The 18,310-nt window shown below is 67.2% G+C and carries 17 protein-coding genes; 9 read left to right on the top strand and 8 right to left on the bottom strand.

The features are described from left to right. Positions 1-178: 178 nt before the first annotated feature. On the top strand, positions 179-511 hold the full coding sequence (locus tag EDF57_RS21255; RefSeq protein ID WP_132266055.1) for a UrcA family protein: 333 nt from the start codon (positions 179-181) through the stop codon (positions 509-511). Between the two features lie 150 nt (positions 512-661). Here the strand turns inward: EDF57_RS21255 and EDF57_RS21250 are convergent, their stop codons facing one another. From EDF57_RS21250 to EDF57_RS21240, 3 genes are read right to left on the bottom strand one after another with little or no spacing between them, the layout of a single operon-like run. Continuing rightward, on the bottom strand, positions 662-1,597 hold the full coding sequence (locus tag EDF57_RS21250; protein ID WP_166675340.1) for a 2-dehydro-3-deoxygalactonokinase: 936 nt from the start codon (positions 1,595-1,597) through the stop codon (positions 662-664). Then, on the bottom strand, positions 1,581-2,321 hold the full coding sequence (locus tag EDF57_RS21245; protein ID WP_243841191.1) for an SDR family oxidoreductase: 741 nt from the start codon (positions 2,319-2,321) through the stop codon (positions 1,581-1,583). The genes EDF57_RS21250 and EDF57_RS21245 overlap by 17 nt, the downstream gene beginning before the upstream one ends. A gap of 29 nt (positions 2,322-2,350) precedes the next feature. Next, positions 2,351-5,035 (bottom strand): TonB-dependent receptor, encoded by a 2,685-nt coding sequence (locus EDF57_RS21240; RefSeq protein WP_134095690.1) that lies wholly within the window; start codon positions 5,033-5,035, stop codon positions 2,351-2,353. A 165-nt stretch (positions 5,036-5,200) separates the two neighbouring features. Between EDF57_RS21240 and EDF57_RS21235 the strand changes: the two genes are divergently transcribed. The 4 genes from EDF57_RS21235 to EDF57_RS21220 are packed head-to-tail and all read left to right on the top strand — an operon-like array spanning position 5,201 to position 9,355. Then, entirely contained in the window at positions 5,201-6,118 is a 918-nt protein-coding gene (locus EDF57_RS21235; protein ID WP_243841190.1) for a dihydrodipicolinate synthase family protein, read from the top strand. 2 nt (positions 6,119-6,120) lie between these two features. Continuing rightward, positions 6,121-7,287, top strand: a complete 1,167-nt coding sequence (locus EDF57_RS21230) for a mandelate racemase/muconate lactonizing enzyme family protein (RefSeq protein WP_208324924.1) — start codon at positions 6,121-6,123, stop codon at positions 7,285-7,287. Positions 7,288-7,335: 48 nt separating this feature from the next. Next, positions 7,336-8,058, top strand: coding sequence for a helix-turn-helix domain-containing protein (locus tag EDF57_RS21225; RefSeq protein ID WP_134095688.1), 723 nt, complete (start codon positions 7,336-7,338; stop codon positions 8,056-8,058). A gap of 1 nt (position 8,059) precedes the next feature. Then, positions 8,060-9,355 (top strand): MFS transporter, encoded by a 1,296-nt coding sequence (locus EDF57_RS21220; RefSeq protein WP_134095687.1) that lies wholly within the window; start codon positions 8,060-8,062, stop codon positions 9,353-9,355. A gap of 10 nt (positions 9,356-9,365) precedes the next feature. Here the strand turns inward: EDF57_RS21220 and EDF57_RS21215 are convergent, their stop codons facing one another. Continuing rightward, complete coding sequence (locus tag EDF57_RS21215) at positions 9,366-10,388, bottom strand: alpha/beta hydrolase (RefSeq protein WP_134095686.1); 1,023 nt, start codon at positions 10,386-10,388, stop codon at positions 9,366-9,368. Between the two features lie 277 nt (positions 10,389-10,665). On the opposite strand from EDF57_RS21215, the gene EDF57_RS21210 reads away from it, so the two are divergent. After that, on the top strand, positions 10,666-11,502 hold the full coding sequence (locus tag EDF57_RS21210; protein ID WP_134095685.1) for a class I SAM-dependent methyltransferase: 837 nt from the start codon (positions 10,666-10,668) through the stop codon (positions 11,500-11,502). 15 nt (positions 11,503-11,517) lie between these two features. Here EDF57_RS21210 and EDF57_RS21205 read toward each other — a convergent pair whose 3' ends face one another. Continuing rightward, positions 11,518-12,951 (bottom strand): MFS transporter, encoded by a 1,434-nt coding sequence (locus EDF57_RS21205; protein ID WP_134095684.1) that lies wholly within the window; start codon positions 12,949-12,951, stop codon positions 11,518-11,520. 66 nt (positions 12,952-13,017) lie between these two features. Beyond that, the gene (locus tag EDF57_RS21200; protein WP_134095683.1) at positions 13,018-13,431 is read right to left on the bottom strand and encodes a GFA family protein; all 414 of its coding nucleotides are present in this window, start codon (positions 13,429-13,431) and stop codon (positions 13,018-13,020) included. A gap of 275 nt (positions 13,432-13,706) precedes the next feature. Between EDF57_RS21200 and EDF57_RS21195 the strand changes: the two genes are divergently transcribed. Genes EDF57_RS21195 through EDF57_RS21185 form a run of 3 tightly spaced genes read left to right on the top strand, consistent with a single transcriptional unit; the run spans position 13,707 to position 17,541 of the window. Further along, positions 13,707-14,228 carry a 2Fe-2S iron-sulfur cluster-binding protein gene (locus EDF57_RS21195; RefSeq protein WP_134095682.1) on the top strand — a complete coding sequence of 174 codons (522 nt, stop codon included), beginning with the start codon at positions 13,707-13,709 and terminating at the stop codon, positions 14,226-14,228. Next, positions 14,225-15,211 carry a xanthine dehydrogenase family protein subunit M gene (locus tag EDF57_RS21190; protein ID WP_134095681.1) on the top strand — a complete coding sequence of 329 codons (987 nt, stop codon included), beginning with the start codon at positions 14,225-14,227 and terminating at the stop codon, positions 15,209-15,211. The genes EDF57_RS21195 and EDF57_RS21190 overlap by 4 nt, the downstream gene beginning before the upstream one ends. Next, positions 15,208-17,541 (top strand): xanthine dehydrogenase family protein molybdopterin-binding subunit, encoded by a 2,334-nt coding sequence (locus EDF57_RS21185; RefSeq protein WP_134095680.1) that lies wholly within the window; start codon positions 15,208-15,210, stop codon positions 17,539-17,541. Before EDF57_RS21190 ends, EDF57_RS21185 begins: the two co-directional genes overlap by 4 nt. 76 nt (positions 17,542-17,617) lie before the next feature. Here the strand turns inward: EDF57_RS21185 and EDF57_RS21180 are convergent, their stop codons facing one another. Both EDF57_RS21180 and EDF57_RS21175 read right to left on the bottom strand, forming a co-directional pair. Continuing rightward, the gene (locus tag EDF57_RS21180; protein WP_134095679.1) at positions 17,618-17,860 is read right to left on the bottom strand and encodes a DUF3253 domain-containing protein; all 243 of its coding nucleotides are present in this window, start codon (positions 17,858-17,860) and stop codon (positions 17,618-17,620) included. Next, positions 17,860-18,150 (bottom strand): UvrB/UvrC motif-containing protein, encoded by a 291-nt coding sequence (locus EDF57_RS21175; RefSeq protein ID WP_132266028.1) that lies wholly within the window; start codon positions 18,148-18,150, stop codon positions 17,860-17,862. Before EDF57_RS21175 ends, EDF57_RS21180 begins: the two co-directional genes overlap by 1 nt. Positions 18,151-18,310 lie beyond the last annotated feature (160 nt).

Genomic DNA, 18,310 nt, shown 5'->3' with positions numbered 1-18,310 from the left:
AAACTGCCGATCGGAATGCTTGGAAGTATTACTGAACTAGCAGTGCTAGTAATACGCTGAACAAATTTCGCCGGTTGGAGTGAATAAATGAGCTGATCGATTGTCATTTCTTTGATCGGGCGCTATGAGTGCGGTGGTCGCCACCGTGTGACTCCTTGTGTCTGCTTGGGAGAAGATGATGAAGATTGGCGTTCTTGCGCTGGCGTCGCTGGCTTTTGCCACGTCGGCCACTGCAGCTACCGGCGAAAATCCGTTCGCGAAGGACCAGACGGTTCTCGAAATCAAGGGTCTCGATCTCGCCACGGCAGACGGGCAGCAGCGCCTTGCCATTCGCATGGACCAGGCCGCGCGCACCGTATGCGGTGAAAAGATGGCCAGCGTTCACCTCGCCGCCGAGCGCAAGGCTCAGGACTGCCGCGCCGCCGTCGTGGCCGACATTCGCAGCCAGATCGAAACCCGCCGCGCGGATGCATCGACTGCGCCTGCCGCCAAGCTGGCCCTGGCCGACTGACGCTGCACCGGCGCTATCCGGTTTGACCTGAGTGCCTGGCCGGCCCCGCGGGCTGGCCATTGGCACGGCAGGTATACGCCGCGGCATTCAGATGCCTTGGCGGTGAATGCCCCAGCTGATCGGGAGCAGCGTGTTTCGCCACCCCTCCGGCTATCGATCCCCGTTCCGCGCATCATGGATGGCGCGAAATCCTTTCAGGCAGGCCTCGCCCGAGGGGATGAAGCGGGATTCCAGCCCGATCGACGCCAGCGCGGCCGCGTAGAGACTCGACAGCGGGCCGTTGCCGATCAAGGGGATCTGTGCCTTGCCGAAGTCCGCGCTGACATCCAGCGCGTCCGCCAGCTCCGAGCCGATCAGCAGTCCGCGCAAGTAGGATGCGCTCTCGCTGCGCTGCAGGTCGCCGCGAACCACTTTTGCGCGCACGCCGAAAAGTTGGGTAGCAAGACCGGGGCTCCGCGACTTTCCGGCCGCAACGCCCGCGTGGAACGCATCGCCTTCCACCGCCTCGCCCTCGACGACCGAGGCGAGCAGGCCCTGGAGCGTGAGGCGGTCGAAGATTTCCCCCGACATGGCGGTGAAGAAGTCCGCGATGCGGCCGTCCTCGATCCGCACCCACTTGGTATGGGTGCCGGGCAGGGCCGCGATCCCCTGCGCCTGCCCCATGGCGAGAAGTCCCAGGAGCTCCACTTCCTCGCCGCGCATCACGTCGGGCGCATCGTCGAAGGCGCGGCGACAGGCAATGCCGGGAACGATCCGCAGCGGCGTGCCGCCGATCTCGACCGGGACGCAGGCGGAGGCGACTTCGCCCAGTCCGGCAGGTGCAAGCGCGTAAGGGGCCTCGGCCCAGCCGATGTTCGATCCGATCATCCCGGATGCATAGATCGGCCCATGGTCCGGCCAGCGCGCCACCAGCCCGGCCACGGCCTCCACCATGCCGTCACGGTCAAGCGCGGCGACGCCTGTGGGCGCGGCATATTCGTCGATCGCGGAACCATCCGGCGCGATGCGATAGGCGCGGAAGTTGGTGCTTCCCCAGTTTATGCCGACGATATCGGCTTCGGATTCGGTCTTAGCGGCGTGTGACACCGGCGCCTCCATCAATGGGGTGTATGGCGCCGGTGATCCATCCGGCGCGGTCGGAGGCCAGGAACAGGGCCAGTTCGGCCACGTCCTCGGCCATGCCCAGCCGCCCGAGCGGGTGGCGCAGAACATTGTCTTCGCGCGCCCGGATCGGGTCCGTCTGGCTTTCGAACGAACTGCGCAGTAGCGGGGTGTCGATCGAGGCCGGGGCAATGGCGTTGACGCGGATGTCTTCGGGCGCAAGCTCCAGCGCGACTGTGCGCGTCAGGCTTTCGAGTGCGGCCTTGGATGCGGCATATGCGGCAAGGCTGGGCGTGGCGAAGCGCGCGTTGATCGAGGAAAGCAGGAGCACAGATCCCTTGCGCCGGTCGCGCATGCCGGGAACGACACCGCGCAGCAGCCGCACGGCGCCGATGACGTTGACGTCGTAGATATCGGCATAAGCGGCAGGATCGGTATCCAGGGCGCCGCCCGCAACCGATGCCGCAGCCGCGTGAACGAGGATATCCGCCCGGCCGAGTTGCTCCTCCATGTGCTGCACGGCCGCTGCCACGGCCGCATCGGAGCGCAAGTCCGCCAGCAGCGGCAGGTCGGCCTCTTTCGCGTGTTGCAGGTCCATCCCCGCAACCCTGGCTCCGGCGGCGCGGAACCGCCGGGCAATCGCCGCGCCGATCCCGCTGGCCGCGCCGGTGACGAGCGCTACCCGGCCGTTCAGTTCGCTTTCTTCCACTCCGCTTCCCTTTCGGCCGTTCGCGTCCGTCAGAACTTCATGCTGACGCTGGCCTTGTACATACGCCCGAAGAACAGGTTGGTGCGCAAGGCGTCCTGCGTGCCGTCATACGTGCGCTGGTGCTCGTTGAGGATGTTGTTGGCCTCCAGGTTGAGCGAGACGCTGGGCGTGATGTCGTACCGGAACGTCGCCGAAAGGTCGGTGTAATTGTCGTTATAGATGCCGGTTCCGGCAGCCGAGAGGCTGACGAGGTAGGCATCGCGCCAGTTGTAGGCGACGCGCAGGCTGACCGGCCCCTTCTCGTAATAGCCCACGAGATTGACGTTGTTCTTGGAAAGTCCCGGGAAGGCCAGGGTGCGGCCCACCACGTCGCGGATCGGTGTGGTGGAGTCGATGTAGGAGTACGTCGCCATCAGGCCGAAGCCGTCGAACGGATCCGGCAGGAAGTAGAACGGCAACTGCACCAGTGCCTCCAGTCCCTTCACTTTGGCGCCGTCGCCGTTGACGCGGCGGTTGATGAGGTAGTTCACGCCGCCGTAGACTTCCGCGCTCTGTTCCGAGACGATGAAGGTCGAGACGTCCTTGTAGAACAGACCCAGCGAAGCCATCGCCTGGCGGCCGAAGTAGTATTCCAGCGATCCGTCGAACTGGTAGGCCTTGTAGGGATCGAGATCCGGCGCGCCGCCGTTGCCGGTGCCGGGCGTGATCTGCACCCCGTCCACGAAGACCGCCGTGTTGAACAGGGTCAGGCCGTTGTTGAGGTCCGCGGTATTGGGGAAGGCCAGGACTTTGGCTGCGCCCAGGCGCAGCACCAGCCCGTCGGCGATGTCGGCCTTCACGGTTGCGGAAGGCAGCCATTCGTTGTCGCTGCGGCGGAACGTGGTGGGCGTGGCCGCGCCGGTGCTGCTGATCAGGTTGCCGATCGAGGTCAGCCCCCGATGCAGATAGCGCAGGCCGATGTTGCCGCTCAGGCTGAATCCGCCCTGGGTGGCGAATTCCAGCTTGCCGTAGCCTTCGTAGAAGTTCTCCCTGATCTCGTATGTCCCGGCCTGCGACGTCGTCGTGGCGGTCGGGTTGAGGCAGGCGGCGGCCTGGGAGACTTGCGGGAAGTCCGTCCAGCTGCTGCATCCGCCCGTGATGAGGTCGGTGGCGACGAGATAGGATCGCGGCAGGCCGGCGAAGTCGCCGCTGGCGAAGTCCGGATTGGAACGCAGGCGGACGTAATCGCCCAGCTGGGTCGCCGGGATGCCGCCGGCCGGGCGAATGTCCGCCAGCGAAGGGTTGGCGCGGGTGTCGAGCCGCTGGTAGCGCGCGCCGACGCGCAGCTTGTCGAGGAAGCCGTCGCCCAGCTTGAAGTCCCAGTCGTTGCGCAGCGCCGTGGCCTCGGTGCGGGCGCGGTAGAGGTTGTCGAACAGGATCGTGAAGCGAAGCTGGGCAGGATCGGTCAGGTCGATGCCGTTGATCGAATAGGCGCCCAGGTCGCCGCTGGAGAGATCGAAGTCGATCGTCGGCGTGATCCCGGCAACCGGCTGCAGGCGCAAGTAGTTCTGGTCGTAGCTGGAGGTGGAGCGGTTGTACGAAACTTCGGCGCTGGTGTGGATCGTGTCCGTCACCTCGAAGTCGCCGTGCAGCGCGGTGGACCAGGTATCGGCCTTGGTCTTGGCATATTCGGTGTTGGTCAGGACCGGCGCGGTGGACCGGCCGGAAATCAGCACGTTGTCCGGCGAATACGTTGCATTGGTGAGGCCCACCAACGGGTTGAACGAGAGCCAGTAGCGTTCGCGGTCGGAAACCAGCTTGGAATAGAAGCTGTCCAGCGTCAGTTCGATGCCCGGCGAGGGGCGCCACTGGATCACGCCGTCGAGGCCGAACTTGCTGCGCGTCTCGTCGATTTCCTCGGGCCGCGCATCGGAAAGCCCGAAGTGCGTGGCGCCGGCTGCATCGGTGAAGCGGGTATAGCCTGCAAACGTGTCGAGGCCCTGCTGCGAAAGGCGGCGGCGGCCGTAGGAGGCGGAGACGAGGACGCCCAGCGTGTCGTCCGCGAACTTTTGCGAGGCCAGGCCGAACATCTCGTAGCTCGGCTTTTCGGTGAGGTCGTCGTAGCTGATGCCGCCGCGGGCGGCGATCTGGTTCGGCCCGTCCAGCGGCATGCGCGTCTCGATATCGACGATGCCGCCCAGCGCGCCGGCGATCTCGTCCGAGCCGGCCAGCTTGGTGACTTGCAGGCGGGAGATCAGTTCGGAAGGCACCAGCGCGAGCAGGCCGTAAGTGGAGCTGCCCAGTTGGTCCAGCCCGGTGCCGCCGCGGCCGGTGGCGTCGAAGATCTCGCGGCCGTTGAACAGATAGACGTTCTGGCGCAGGCCGCGCACGGAAATGTTGGAGCCTTCGCCGATGCCCCGGTCCACCTGGACGCCGGAGACGCGGGCCAGCGATTCCGCCACGTTGCGGTCGGGCAGCTTGCCGATGTCGTCGGCCACGATGGCATCGACGAACTGCATGGAATCGCGCTTGAGATCGCGCGCTGCGCCCAGGCTCTGGCGAATGCCGGTAACGATGATTTCCTGCGCGGCCTCGTCGGAAATCGGCGGATTGGAACCGGTGGCCGGTGCGGCGGCTTCACCGCTCGTTTGCGCCTGCGCGAATGCCGGTGCGCAGCAGGCTGCCGAAACCAGCGCGCTCGACGCCAGCAGGCTGCGAATCACATGCTCCTTCATCGTTCACCCCTCCATTTTCTTCGTTGTCGGCAGGTTTTCGGTCGTGTCACCGCCCTGTCTCTGGAATCGCTAATAAAGCAACATTACTAGTCGTGCAAGCGCATTGACATCTATAAATGAGTGGGTGTACCGCACATATAGCAACAGAAACATCGGGAGGGTTATGTGATCGAACTGAAAGGGGTCCTGCCGATCCTGCCGACGATCTTCACGGAAAGCGGCGCCATCGACGAGGCCGGCACGCGCCGCGTGCTCGACTATATCGTCGAAGCCGGTGCGCAGGGCGTGGTCTTCCCCGGCCTTGCCAGCGAATACGACATGCTGGACCGTGACGAACGCCTGCACCTGACAGCGCGGATCGGCGAATGGCTGGATGGCCGCATTCCCTTCGTGGTGGGGGGCAGCACTGAAAATACGGACGAGGCGATCGCTTATGCCGAAGCCGGCGCCCGGGCCGGCGCGCAGGCGGCCATGATCCTGACACCCAAGGCCTACTCTGCCGATTTCGAAGGGATGAAGCGCTTCTTCGAGGCGGCCCATGCGGGTTCGGGAATTGCGATCATGGTGCAGAACGCGCCGCCGCCGATGGGGATAGGCATGCCGCTGGAGGAAGTCGCGCAACTGGCGCACGAGGTTCCGGGCATCCGCTATGTCAAGGAAGAGGCCGCACCTTCGGGGCAGCGCATCACCCGCCTCAGCGAACTGGCGGGCGGCTCGCTAGACGCCGTGTTCGGCGGTGCCGGTGCGCGCTACGTGATCGACGAACTCGTGCGCGGCGCGCGCGGGACGATGCCCGCCTGCGAAGTGACCGAACTCCACGTTCGCATGCTGGCCGCGTTCGACGAAGGGCGCGAGCAGGACGCGCGCGATCTGTTCGAGCGCACCTTGCCCCTGCTCAGCATGCAGGCGAATTTCCGCTGGCGCCTGACAAAGGCGGTACTCCAGCGTCGCGGTCTGATCGACAGCACTCACGTTCGCGCACCCGGCCCGGAACTCGATCGCTACGACCGCCGGGAACTCGATGCCTTGCTGGCGCGCCTTGGCGATCTGCTGCCGCCCGGCATGGTGCAAGGAGCAGCGTGACGATGCGGATCGCGGCGGTCGACACCTTCATCGTCACGGTCCCCCGCGACACGCCCTATCTCGGACCACTGGGGCCGGGGGAGCGGGTCAACGCACGCGGCTACCTGGTGCGGAAGGGCAATGGGACGATCTACCCGACGGTGGATCGCTCCATCGTCGTGCGCGTGACAGATGGCGAAGGCAATGTGGGCTGGGGGGAAACCTACGGCATCTGCGCGCCGCGCGCGACATGCGAGATCGTCAACGATCTGCTTGCACCCGTGCTCATGGACGGCGTGGTTTCCGACCCGGCCGAAACGTGGGATCGCCTCTACGATCTCATGCGCGTGCGCGGATGCACGGGCGGTTTTCACGGCGACGCGCTGGCGGCGATCGACATTGCCTTGTGGGATCTGACCGGCAAGCACCGCGGACTTTCCGTGCGCGAACTGATCGGGCCGGCCGTGCATGGCGCGATCCCCAGCTACCTTTCGGGCCTGCCCGCCGCCACGCTGGACGGGCGGGTCGCCCTGGCCCGCGACTGGCAATCGCGGGGAATGACGGCGTTCAAGTTCGCCGCCGTCGTCAGCCACGAAGGTGTGGTCGAGGAAATGGCCGCCCTGCGCGGCGCGCTCGGTCCCGATGCGGAAGTGCTGATCGACCTGCACTGGAAATTCTCGCCCGAAGAGGCGCGCGCCCTGATCGCCCGGCTCGCACCCTTGCGTCCGGGCTTCGTGGAGGCTCCGCTCAAGCCCGAGGACATGCCGGGGCTGGCGCGGCTGGCGGCGGAGAGCCCGGTTCCGGTGGCGGCCGGCGAGGAGTGGTACACCGCCTATGAATTCGCCAATCGCCTGGCGTTCGGCCCGATCGCCTATGTCCAGCCGGAGATGGGGCACACCGGCCTGACGCAGTTCCTGCGCATCGCTGCCTTGGCCGAGGCCCACGGCGTGGCGGTGGCGCCCCATGCCACCATCGGCGCCGGCATTTTCCTGGCGGCCAGCCTCCATGCCTCCGCCACCCTGCCGGGCCTGTGGAAGCATGAATGGCAGCACTCCGTTTTCGAACGGAACCTGGCGGTGCTCGATACCGATATGACCCACGGACCGGATGGCTATCGCCTGCCGACCGGGCCGGGCCTTGGCGTGCAGCCCAATGCGAAATTCCACGAGCTGGCGGAGCGCGTCACGTGACGGCGCTCCGATTGGCAACGATCGAACCTTGGTGCATAGGACCATGTTGTGCGCGCTAAACTCAATGCCCAGCCGAACCAGAGCCTGATCGATGGCATTGCCACGCTCCAGGCGCTTGCGACATCGCCGGAGCCGGTCGGTTGCCGCGAACTGGCGCGGCGGCTGGATGCCGATCCCACCAAGATCAATCGCCTGCTCAAGACGCTGGCCTACCTGGGCATCGCGCGGCAGACCGCCAATCGCAAATATACCGCCGGGGCGGGCATGCATGTCCTGGCGGCGCAGAGCCTCTTCGCCTCCGGCCTGATCCGCCGCGCACTGCCGGTCCTGGAGGGGCTGCGCCGCTTCGGCCACACCGTGGCGCTGGGCGTGTTGTGGGGAGACAGCGTGAGCTACCTGTTCCACGCGCCGCCGGGTATCGAGGCCTCGGCGGGGCTGGGGCGCATCGGCCTGCTGCCCGCGACGACCAGCGGCATCGGCATCGTTCTCCTGTCCGAGCACGACGACGACGAAGTGCGCGATATCTACCGGGACCGCGAGATTCCGATGTTCCCTGATGGGATCGAGCAGTTGATCGCCAAGCTCGCCGAAGTGCGCGAGCTGGGCTATGCCCGCGTTCACGTTGCCGACGAACGCGATCATCATGTCGTGGCGGTTTCCACCGGCGACCCGGCCCATGCAGGCCTGGCTTTGTCGGGGTGGATTCCGGAAGCCGCTACCGAGCCGCTCGTCGCGGCGCTTCGCGAGGCCGCGCCCGAGATCGGAGGCTGACATGGCCTCACCCGTTCAGGCCGCCTCCGCTTCGGCCGCTCCCGCGCTGAGCGCGGGTGCCGAGGCCGCTGCCCCCGCCGCGCCCGGCCGCATGCGCTGGGCGATACTGGCGCTGCTCTTCGCGTCCACGGTTCTCAACTACGTGGACCGACAGACGCTCTCGATCCTTGCGCCGATGGTCCAGAAGGACCTCGGCATGGACGATATCGGCTATGCCCAGGTCGTCCAGTTCTTCCTGATCGCCTATACCATCGCCTACCTGCTTGCGGGCTGGCTCACCGATAGACTGGGGACGCGGCTGGCATTGGCGCTGTTCGTGGGCTGGTGGTCGCTGGCCAACATGGCGACGGGTCTGGTCCGCAGCGCCGGAGCGCTGGGCGGCGCGCGCGCCATGCTGGGGCTTGGCGAGGCGGGCAACTACACCGCCGGGCCGAAAGCGATTTCCGAGCACTTTCCGCCGCAGGAGCGGGGCTTCGCCTTCGGTACCTATACCGCCGGCGCCATGGTCGGCGCGACGATCGCCCCACCGCTGATCGGCTGGCTGGCCCTGACCCAGGGCTGGCGCGCGGCTTTCGTGGTGACGGGGGCGCTGGGCTTCGTGTGGCTCGCGGCCTGGCTGGCAATCTATCCGCGCGGCAAGGCCGGCCCCACCGTGACCGCCGAGCCGACGCCCTGGCGCGCGATCCTGCGCGAACGTCCGCTCTGGGGATTTGCGCTGTCGCGGATGCTGGCCGATCCGGTATGGTACTTCTACTTGTTCTGGTTCCCGAAATACCTGTCCGACGAGCGCGGGCTGAACCTGGCCACGATCGCCGCGACGGCCTGGATCGTCTATCTGGCGGCAGACCTTGGCAGCATCGGCGGCGGCGTCTTCTCCGGCAGGCTGATCCGGCGCGGGATCGATCCGGCACGCAGCCGGCTCATCGGCCTGGCGGTGGCGGCGGTGCTGGCGCCGGTGGGCATGGCGATCTCGACCGGGCCGGCCATCCCGCTGACTTTCGCAATCGCCGCGGCCGTGGCTTTCGCGCACCTCGTGTTCCAGATCAACCTGAGCACCCTGGTGGTCGATCTGTACCCCACGCGCGTCGTGGCCACGGTGTTCGGCATCGTGGCGGCGGGCAGCGGACTGGGCGGCATCTTCTCGACCCAGCTCGTCGGACGGCTGGCGCAGTCAGGGCACTATGACCAGGTGTTTCTGCTCATGGGCATGCTGCACCCGCTGGCGGCACTGGTGGCCTGGCTTTCGCTGCGCAGCCAGCCGCGCTCGGAACTGCGCTCCCCCGATCAGGCGGACTGAACGGGGCGGCTCAGGAAAGGCCGTTCCGGACCTGCCACTGGCGTGCGAGATCGGGCCAGCGGGCAATCGGCCAGGATGGGTCTGCGCGCAGGCCCAGGCCATGGGCGCCGTCCTCGAACAAGTGCATGTCGATCGCCCCGCCCGATGCGCGCACGGATGCGAACAGCGCGAGCGCGTGATCGACCGGCACCACGCGGTCATGCACGGCATGGACCAGGAAGATCGGCGGCGTGATCCCCGGCAGCTTGCCGTCGAACGACCACTGGGCAATGTCCTCGGGCGAAGGGTCCGGGCCGAGCAGGGCAAGCCGCGAGCCGACATGGGCGCCGGCCCCGAGCGTGACCACGGGATAGAGCAGGATCGCCCCGTCCGGCCGGGTGAGCAGGTGGTCGGCCTCGTCCAGCACCGGGTAGGTGCGGTCGTAGACCTTGACGCAGAGGCTGAGCGCGAGGTGCCCGCCCGCGGAGCCGCCCATCACGGTGACCCGCCTGGGATCGACGCTCCACCGCCCGGGACCGCCCGCGCGGATCAGCCGCATGGCGCGCTGCGCGTCCTGAAGCGCCACCAGCGCCTTGCCGCCCCAGCGGTCCGCTGGAAGCCGGTAACGCAGCACGAATGCCGCGACGCCCTGCGCATTCATCCAGCGCGCGGATTCGTACCCTTCGCGGTCGATGCCGACGCGCGAATAGCCGCCGCCCGGCACGATCAGCACGGCCGCACCGGTCGGGTTGGCGGCGGCGAAATAGGACAGGGTGGGCCGGGTGACATGTTCGGCCACGCGGTAGCGAAGGCCGGCATTGTCCCACTGGTCGTCCACGGATTCCGTCACTTGCGGCACCGGGCCTCCGGGCATCCGGCGTTCCGGCCAGAGCGGAAGGACGAGATCGGGTTCGCGGGTGTCCTTCGAGAAGCCGAGGATCTCGGTTGCCGAAGTGGCCGCCTGGGCCAGCGCGTGCGGCGCTGCGAGCGCGCCTGACAGGAGGGTGGCGCCGGCCAGCAGATCGCGGCGGGACGGCTTGGGCAGGTCTGTCATTTGCGGCGTATTCCTCCCTCTCCCTGGGCCTCCTGGCTCCGTGCGAAGAGTGCGGGTTTGTGGCGTAGTTAGCAATATGAATCTGCGGACAATTCGATAAATGCGCCAACGATCCGATCATACGGTCATAATCGTGGCTATATATGCAACGGTGGTCCGCGCCGTTCCGGGCACCGCCGCCCGTCACCCTTACCCCGAAAAGACGAAGTTTACCGTCAGGGATAGGTGATATTCTCCGCGCACAAGCCGAGGATCGGCCCGACCGTGGAGAGCTGGGATGCAGGAGGACAATAGCGCGAAGCCGCAGAATGCGAACAAGGCCCTGTGGGAGAAAGGCGATTTCACCCGTCTTGCCGCAACCATGCGGGAAAGCGGTGAGGATCTGGTCGACTGGATCGCGCCCCAGCCGGGCATGGAGGTGCTCGATCTTGGCTGCGGCGACGGCACGACGGCGGTTCCGGCGGCGCGGCGCGGCGCGCATGTGCTGGGCGTGGACATTGCCTCCAATCTCGTTGCCGCTGGAAATGCCCGGGCGCGCGCGGAGGGGCTGGCGAACTTGCGCTTCGAGGAGGGCGACGCCAGCGCGCTGACCGGGCTGGGCGATGCCCGTTTCGATCTGGTGGTCAGCATCTTCGGCGCGATGTTCGCGCCGCGTCCGCACGACGTCGCCGCGGAGATGGTTCGCGTCTGCCGGCCCGGCGGAAGGATCGTCATGGGCAACTGGATACCCGGCGATCCGACGCTGGTTGCCATGGTGCTGAAGACATGCGCCGCCTTCATGCCGCCGCCGCCCGAGGGTTTCGTCAGCCCGGTGAGTTGGGGCCAGGAAGACCTCGTGCGCGAACGCTTCGGTGCCGCGGGCATCGCACCGGAGCGGATCGCCTGCGAAAGGGCGACCTATACCTTTCGCTATCCCGGAACGGCTGCGGCGTTCCTCGCCGTCTTCCGCGACTACTACGGACCGACCATGAACGCTTTCGATGCGGCGGGGCGGGACGGGCGGCGGGACGCGTTGCAGGCGGAGCTGGAGGCGCTCTTCGAGGCCGAAAACCGGGGCACGGCCGGGCAGACGGTGATACCTGCGACATATCTGCGCGTGACCGTCGAGAGGTAGGGCTCCAGACGTGGCTCACGGCGCGGCGGGGGCGGCGGCCGGGGTGCCGCTTTCGAGTGTGAACAGGGCGACTAGACCCGATGCCACTGCAAGAACGGCTGCGACGATTGCGGCGGCCTGGAATGCCGCAGTGAGTTCCGCCGCGGAGACGGCGATGACCGCGCCGGCCACTGCGGTGGCGACGAGCCCGCCGGTGCGGGCAATCGCGCTGTTGAAGCCCGAGGCGGTGCCGGTATGGCGCTCGTCCACCGAGGAAAGCACGGCAGTGGTCAGCGGTGCCACCGCGCCGGCCATGCCCAGCGCAATCACGGCGATGCCGGGCAGGATGCTGGTCCAGTAACTGGCCGTGGGATCTGCGCGCATCATCAGGGCGAAGCCGGCGCCGGTGACGATGGGGCCAAGAGTGAGCGGCCAGCGCGGGCCGATGCGCTCGGTCAGGCGCCCGGCAAGGCGCGACACCGTGCCGATCACTATCGAGAACGGCAGGAGCGCGAAGCCGGCCTGGGTCGGGCTATAGTGTCCGCCGACGATCAGCAGGTAGGGCAGCAGCATCAGCAAGCCGCCCAGTGCGCCGTAGAGCAGCAGGGTCAGCAGGGTCAGGCCCACGAAGGGGCGGGAGGCGAACAGGGCCAGCGGCATCATCGCGCGCTCGCCCAGGCGGCGTTCCGTCATGATGAACAGGGCCAGCAGCAGGATACCCGCCCCCAGCCCGATCCAGGTTCCGGTCGATGCCGCGTGATGGCTGGACCACAAGGTCAGCGCCCAGGTGATCGCGCCGAGGGCGGCGGTCGCCAGCAGAGCGCCCGTCCAGTCGAGCGGTTCCCGGCCTTTTTCGCTCTCCTCCACATAGCGCCAGGCCACCAGGATCGCCGCGGCGGCCACTGGTATGTTGAGGTAGAAGATCGCGCGCCAGCCGACGCTGTCCACCAGCCAGCCGCCGAGCGGCGGGCCGACGGCGCTGGCGATGGCGCCTGCCGCTGCCCAAGTGCCCACGGCGCGCCCCCGGGCCTCGCCCTCGAACGAACTGCCCAGGATGCCGAGGCTGTTTGGCATGAGCACGGCCGCACCGATGCCCTGCGCCGCGCGCGCGGCCAGCAGCATCGCCAGGTCCTGGGCAAGGGCGCAAGCGATCGAGGCAAGCGTGAACAGCACGATGCCCGTCACCAGGGCGCGCTTGCGCCCGAAATGATCGCCCGCGGCGCCGCCCAGCAGCAGCAGCGCCGAGAGCGGCAGGAGGTAGGCGTTGATGACCCAGGGCAGGCTGGCGGCGTCTCCGCTGAGTTCCTGGCCGATGGCGGGCAGGGCGACATTGGTCACCGAGCCGTCGATGAAGGCCAGGCTGGATGCCAGCATCGTCGCCGCAATCGTCCAGCGCGGACGGGCGACGGTCTTGCCTTTGCGCGCCACGGCCTGGCCGCTGTCGCAATCGGTGGTGGGCAGGGCGGTCATGATGCCTCGGGCAAATTCAGCAAGGGCGAGGGCGGCAGGGCGGGCGGGGCAAGGCTGCCATGTCCGTCAGAGGTGCCGGGTTTCGGCAGGGGGATGCTGCCAATCGTCATGCAGGCCGTCCATGTAGACCAGGGGGGCGGAGACCAGGTCATCAACAAGCAGATCGTCCAGCGCGGCAAGATGAACGGTGACGAAGTCTCCGCCCATCGCCTCGATATGGCCGTGACCGTGGGTCGCGATCCCGCAGACCGAGCAGAAGCGGTGATGACCTTCGCCCCAGTCGCCCGACTTGCCATAGTCCGCCAGTTTTCCGTCTCCGCTCAGCAGGCGGAAATCGCCGGGGGCGAGATGGCCGGCGTTCCACATGCGCTGTTTCCAGCAAAACGTGCAGTTGCACTTGCCCGTCCCCAGGTCGAGATCGATGTCCGCTTCGAAAGTAACCGCCTTGCAGTGGCAGCTGCCATGATAGGTTTTCTTCATGATCCCGAGCGCTCCTCCGGCCCTGCAAACCCGCCGTCCCGGCCGGTCGTGCCGAAGGAACAACTCGGCGGCTCCGCATTGGTGCCGGACCATTTGCGACGGTCTGACGCGCAAAACGCCGCATTGGTCTCGCCCCGGATGCGGCCCGGCTGTTTTTCGCGGTTTTCCTCACGTCATGCACTTGGCGGCGGGCACCAATCGACCGGGATCGAGTTGATCTGAAAGCGCGGTCTTCCCGCGCCTCAAAAATGCTGCCCCTCGAGAGGCCGATCACCATGACGATACTTGTAAACGGCGCTACCCTGGACGCTCCGCACGATGCGCGGGTATCGCTGCTGGACTTCCTGCGCGAGACTTGCGGGCTTTCCGGCACCAAGAAAGGCTGCGACCAGGGTGCCTGCGGAGCCTGCACCGTGCTGGTCGACGGGGAGCGGATACTCTCGTGCCTCTCTCTGGCCGTGCAGTATGAGGGGCGCTCGATCACGACGGTCGAGGGGCTGGGCCAGCCCGGCCGGTTGCACCCCCTGCAGCAGGCCTTCGTGGAACATGACGGCTTTCAGTGCGGCTACTGCACGCCCGGCCAGATATGCTCCGCCGTGGGCATGGCTGCCGAGATCGCGCGCGGCGTGCCAAGCCATGTCACGGTCGATCTGGGGGGCGAGGATATCCTGCTGAGCCACGAGGAACTGCGCGAACGCATGAGCGGCAACTTGTGCCGCTGCGGCGCCTACAACGGCATCGTCGAGGCCATCGCCGAGACTTACGGGGCGGAAACCATGGCGGAGGCTGCGGAATGATCCCGTTCACGTATATGCGGGCCACCGATGCGGCGTCGGCGGTTCTGAAAGGCGGCGCGGCGGGCGCCCGGTATCTGGGCGGCGGCACCAACCTCGTCGACCTGATGCGCGAGAACATCGAGACGCCCGAAAGCCTCGTCGACGTGACCGGGCTGCCGGGTGGGATCGACGAGCTGCCCGGTGGCGGGCTGCTGATCGGTGCTGCCGTGCGTAACACGGCGCTGGCCGAGCACCGGGCGGTCCGTCTGCGCTATCCGATGCTGGCGCGCGCCATCCTGGCCGGCGCGAGCGGGCAGATACGCAATATGGCGACTGTCGGGGGCAACATCCTGCAGCGTACCCGCTGTTCCTATTTCTACGACGAGGCCGGATCGCGCTGCAACAAGCGCCATCCGGGAGAAGGCTGCGACGCGGTGGGCGGCTTCAACCGCAATCACGCCATTCTGGGCGCCTCGTCCGCTTGCGTCGCCGTCCACCCTTCCGACATGTGCGTTGCGCTGGCGGCGCTCGACGCCGTGGTCCATCTGCGCGGAAACGGCGGCGAACGGCGCCTTGCCTTCACGGCTTTGCACCGTCTCCCGGGAGAATTGCCGGACGTCGATACCATGCTCCAGCCGGGCGAACTCATCACCGCAGTCGAGCTACCGCCGATGCCATTCGCCGCGCGCTCAACTTACCGCAAGGTGCGGGACCGTTCGAGCTATGCCTTTGCGCTGGTTTCCGTGGCGGCGGCGCTCGATATCGAGGGCGGGCAAGTGCGCGACGTGCGCATCGCACTGGGCGGCGTGGCGCACAAACCGTGGCGGGCCGAGCGAGCCGAGGCCCTGCTGCGCGGTGGTCCGCTGTCGGCCAACAGTTTCGCTGCCGCTGCCGAGGCGGAACTGGCTTCGGCGCAGGCGCTTTCGGGCAATGGCTTCAAGATCGATCTGGCACGGCGCACGCTCGTCGCCGTGCTCGAAGACCTTTCAGGAGAGATCGCATGAGCATCGCGAGCGACGCCAAGCAGGCGCTGCAGGGCGCGGTTCAGGGCGTCATGGCGAAAGCGGTCGCCCTCGCGCCGGACAGCTGGATCCCCGGAGGCGAGCCCGATCCTTTGATCCGCGAGCGTTATGGCCATGTCGGCAAGCCGCTGTCGCGTATCGACGGTCCCCTCAAGGTGGCCGGGCGGGCCACGTTCGCGGCGGAGTTTCCGCTGGAGGGCATGGTCTACGCCTCACTGGTGTTCAGCACGATCGCCAAGGGGCGTATTGCGGCGATGGACACTTCCCACGCAGAGACGGCGCCCGGCGTGGTGGCGGTGATGGACCACCGCAATGCCCCGCGCCTTGCTCCGCCGCCTGTCTTCATGTCGGCGCCGAAGGCCGCCAATGGCGACAATCTGCCGATCATGCAGGAAAGCGAGGTCAACTGGAACGGCGAGCCGGTCGCTGTCGTGCTGGCGGAAACGCAGGAGCAGGCCGACCACGCCGCATCGCTGGTCCGCGTGACCTTCGAGGCGGCTCCGGCCCTGACCTCGCTGGACGAGGCGCGCGAACAAGGCACCAAGCCGGCCCTGTTTATGGGCCAACCGCTTCATGACGAGCGCGGCGATGCCGAAGCGGCGCTTGCCGCGGCCGAAGTGAAAGTGGACGCGCTCTACACGACGCCGCGCCACAACCACAATGCCATCGAACTGCACGGAGTGACCGTGGCCTGGCAGGGCGATGTGCTGCGTATTCATGACGCGTCGCAGCTGGTTGCCCATACCGCCTGGTCCATCGGCCAGATGTTCGATATGCCGGAGGACAAGGTCATCGTCACCTCGCCTTTCGTGGGCGGCGGCTTCGGGGGCAAGTGTCTCTGGCAGCACCAGGTGCTGGCCGCGCTCGCCGCGAAGCTATGCAGTCGCCCGGTGCGCCTCGTCCTCTCGCGCGAGGGCGTGTACCGGGTGGTGGGCGGTCGCTCGCCGACCGAGCAACGGGTGGCGCTCGGCGCGGATCGCGAGGGTCACCTCAAGGCGCTTGTCCATACCGGCGTGACCGTCAAAACTGCCAGCAACGCCATGCCGGAACCCTTCATCCTGCCCACCCGCAGCGCCTATGCTTCCGAGACGCTCAAGCTGGACGTGCAGGTGGTGGAACTCGACATGCTCGCCAACACCTTCATGCGAGCGCCCGGGGAGTCGGTGGGAACGTTCGCCCTGGAGAGCGCCATGGACGAACTGGCCGAGGCGCTGAACATCGATCCTGTGGAACTGCGCATCCGCAACGAGCCCGAAAAAGACCCGAGTTCCGGCCTGCCGTTTTCCTCGCGCCATATCGTCGAGGCCTGGCGCACAGGGGCGGAGCGCTTCGGCTGGGATCGCCGCGACCCGCGCCCCGGCCTGCGCCGCGAGGGAGAGTGGCTGGTCGGCATGGGCTGCGCCACCGGGACTTACCCCTATTACCGCATGGGCGGCGGCGCGGCCCGGATCACCCTGATGCAGGACGGGCAGGCGGTGGTCGATATCGCCGCGCACGAGATGGGCATGGGCACCGCCACGGCGCAGACCCAGGTCGCCGCCGAAAGGCTGGGCCTGCCTATCGAGGCCGTGCGCTTCAATTACGGCGATTCCACTCTGCCGGGCGTGGTGCTGGCGGGCGGATCGCAGCAGACCGCCGCTATCGGCGCCTCCGTGGGTGCCGCTCATCGCGAACTCGTGAAGCAACTGCTCAAGCTGGCGGGCAATGATTCTCCTCTCGCCGGTCTCAAGCCGGATGACGTGATCAGCCGCGACCAGGGGCTGTGCAAGGCTGATGAGACCGCGCGGCACGAGAGCTATGCCTCGATCCTGTCACGCGCGCAGCAGCCGTCGGTAAGCGTGGAGGCCGAAGGGCCGCCGCCGCTGGAGACCATGCACTGGTCGATGCACAGCCACGCGGCGATGTTCTGCGAGGTTCGCGTCAACACGGTCACCGGCGAGCCGCGCGTCAGCCGGTTCCTGGGCTCGTTCGATTGTGGGCGCATCCTCAATCCGAAGACGGCCACCAGCCAGTTCCGCGGCGGCATCATCATGGGGCTGGGGCTGGCCCTGATGGAAGAAGCGCAGTTCGATGAGCGCAAGGGCCGGGTGATGAACCCCAGCCTCTCCGAATATCATGTGCCTGTGCACATGGACGTGCCCGAGATCGACGTGATCTGGACCGACATTCCGGACCCCCATGCGCCGATGGGCGCTCGGGGCATCGGCGAGATCGGGATCACCGGCACGGCGGCGGCAGTGGCGAATGCTGTCTACAATGCCACCGGCAAGCGCGTGCGCGACTTGCCGCTGACGCTGGACAAACTGCTTTAGGGTGCTGGACCGGCGGGGAGCCTCGGGCGGCGGACCTTTTCGTTCCTATGAACCGGCCTATGGGGCACGATCCGGTTCAGTTCGGAGGCAGGCGGCGGATGCGATAGGGCCCGGTCCGGGCCGATAACGGACGGCCTTTCCAGCTTAATCCCACGCATCCCTCCAGCAGCAGGCAATCGACGGCGGCATGGACCTCGGGCATGGCCTCCCGCCAGGTGTCGCCGGGTGCTATCGCGCGGGCGACTTCGCTTGGGCATACCGTGGCCCCCGGTTCGCGGGATGCGAGCAAGGCCAGAGCCGCCGCGCGGGCGTCGTCCATCATTTCCCCCGCGGTTTGCCGCGTGGAGTGCGGCCGGACGTCATCGGATCGGGCCGGGGCGGCGGTTTCCAGCCGGCGGGCGGCGTGCTGCGTTGCTGGTTGGTTCCGAGCCCCATCGCGCCGGGACGCTGGCGTTGCAATCCCGACAGATCGGCGCGCTCGACCTCTTCCGCGCCGGCGCCGCCGCGCAGGAGGCTGATCTTGTCCCGGCAGCGCTTCGCTTCCTCGAAGTCCAGGGCGCTGGCCGCTTCCTCCATCTTGCGCTGCAGGTTTTCGATCGTCTCGGTCATGGATGCTGAACGCGCGGCGACCCTTCCGGTGCCTGCAATCGCGGATGAACGCGTGGACCGCCGCGTTCCAAACCGAACCTCACCAGGAGTTCGGCTGGAATCGCGGCCAGTATCTCCTCATTCCTGCAGGTTGTCGCTTCACCGGAATGCGTAATCCGGT

This window comes from Novosphingobium sp. PhB55 (assembly GCF_004368805.1).
In the GTDB taxonomy this organism is placed as follows: Bacteria; Pseudomonadota; Alphaproteobacteria; order Sphingomonadales; family Sphingomonadaceae; genus Novosphingobium.
This window is presented reverse-complemented; position numbering and strand designations above follow the sequence as displayed.

Coding starts and splice junctions, on each gene's coding strand:
- EDF57_RS21240 (WP_134095690.1), bottom strand. CDS start 5,035: ATGAAGGAGCATGTGATTCGCAGCCTGCTGGCGTCGAGCGCGCTGGTT.
- EDF57_RS21255 (WP_132266055.1), top strand. CDS start 179: ATGAAGATTGGCGTTCTTGCGCTGGCGTCGCTGGCTTTTGCCACGTCG.
- EDF57_RS21230 (WP_208324924.1), top strand. CDS start 6,121: ATGCGGATCGCGGCGGTCGACACCTTCATCGTCACGGTCCCCCGCGAC.
- EDF57_RS21220 (WP_134095687.1), top strand. CDS start 8,060: ATGGCCTCACCCGTTCAGGCCGCCTCCGCTTCGGCCGCTCCCGCGCTG.
- EDF57_RS21210 (WP_134095685.1), top strand. CDS start 10,666: ATGCAGGAGGACAATAGCGCGAAGCCGCAGAATGCGAACAAGGCCCTG.
- EDF57_RS21190 (WP_134095681.1), top strand. CDS start 14,225: ATGATCCCGTTCACGTATATGCGGGCCACCGATGCGGCGTCGGCGGTT.
- EDF57_RS21180 (WP_134095679.1), bottom strand. CDS start 17,860: ATGGACGACGCCCGCGCGGCGGCTCTGGCCTTGCTCGCATCCCGCGAA.
- EDF57_RS21205 (WP_134095684.1), bottom strand. CDS start 12,951: ATGACCGCCCTGCCCACCACCGATTGCGACAGCGGCCAGGCCGTGGCG.
- EDF57_RS21195 (WP_134095682.1), top strand. CDS start 13,707: ATGACGATACTTGTAAACGGCGCTACCCTGGACGCTCCGCACGATGCG.
- EDF57_RS21185 (WP_134095680.1), top strand. CDS start 15,208: ATGAGCATCGCGAGCGACGCCAAGCAGGCGCTGCAGGGCGCGGTTCAG.
- EDF57_RS21175 (WP_132266028.1), bottom strand. CDS start 18,150: ATGACCGAGACGATCGAAAACCTGCAGCGCAAGATGGAGGAAGCGGCC.
- EDF57_RS21200 (WP_134095683.1), bottom strand. CDS start 13,431: ATGAAGAAAACCTATCATGGCAGCTGCCACTGCAAGGCGGTTACTTTC.
- EDF57_RS21215 (WP_134095686.1), bottom strand. CDS start 10,388: ATGACAGACCTGCCCAAGCCGTCCCGCCGCGATCTGCTGGCCGGCGCC.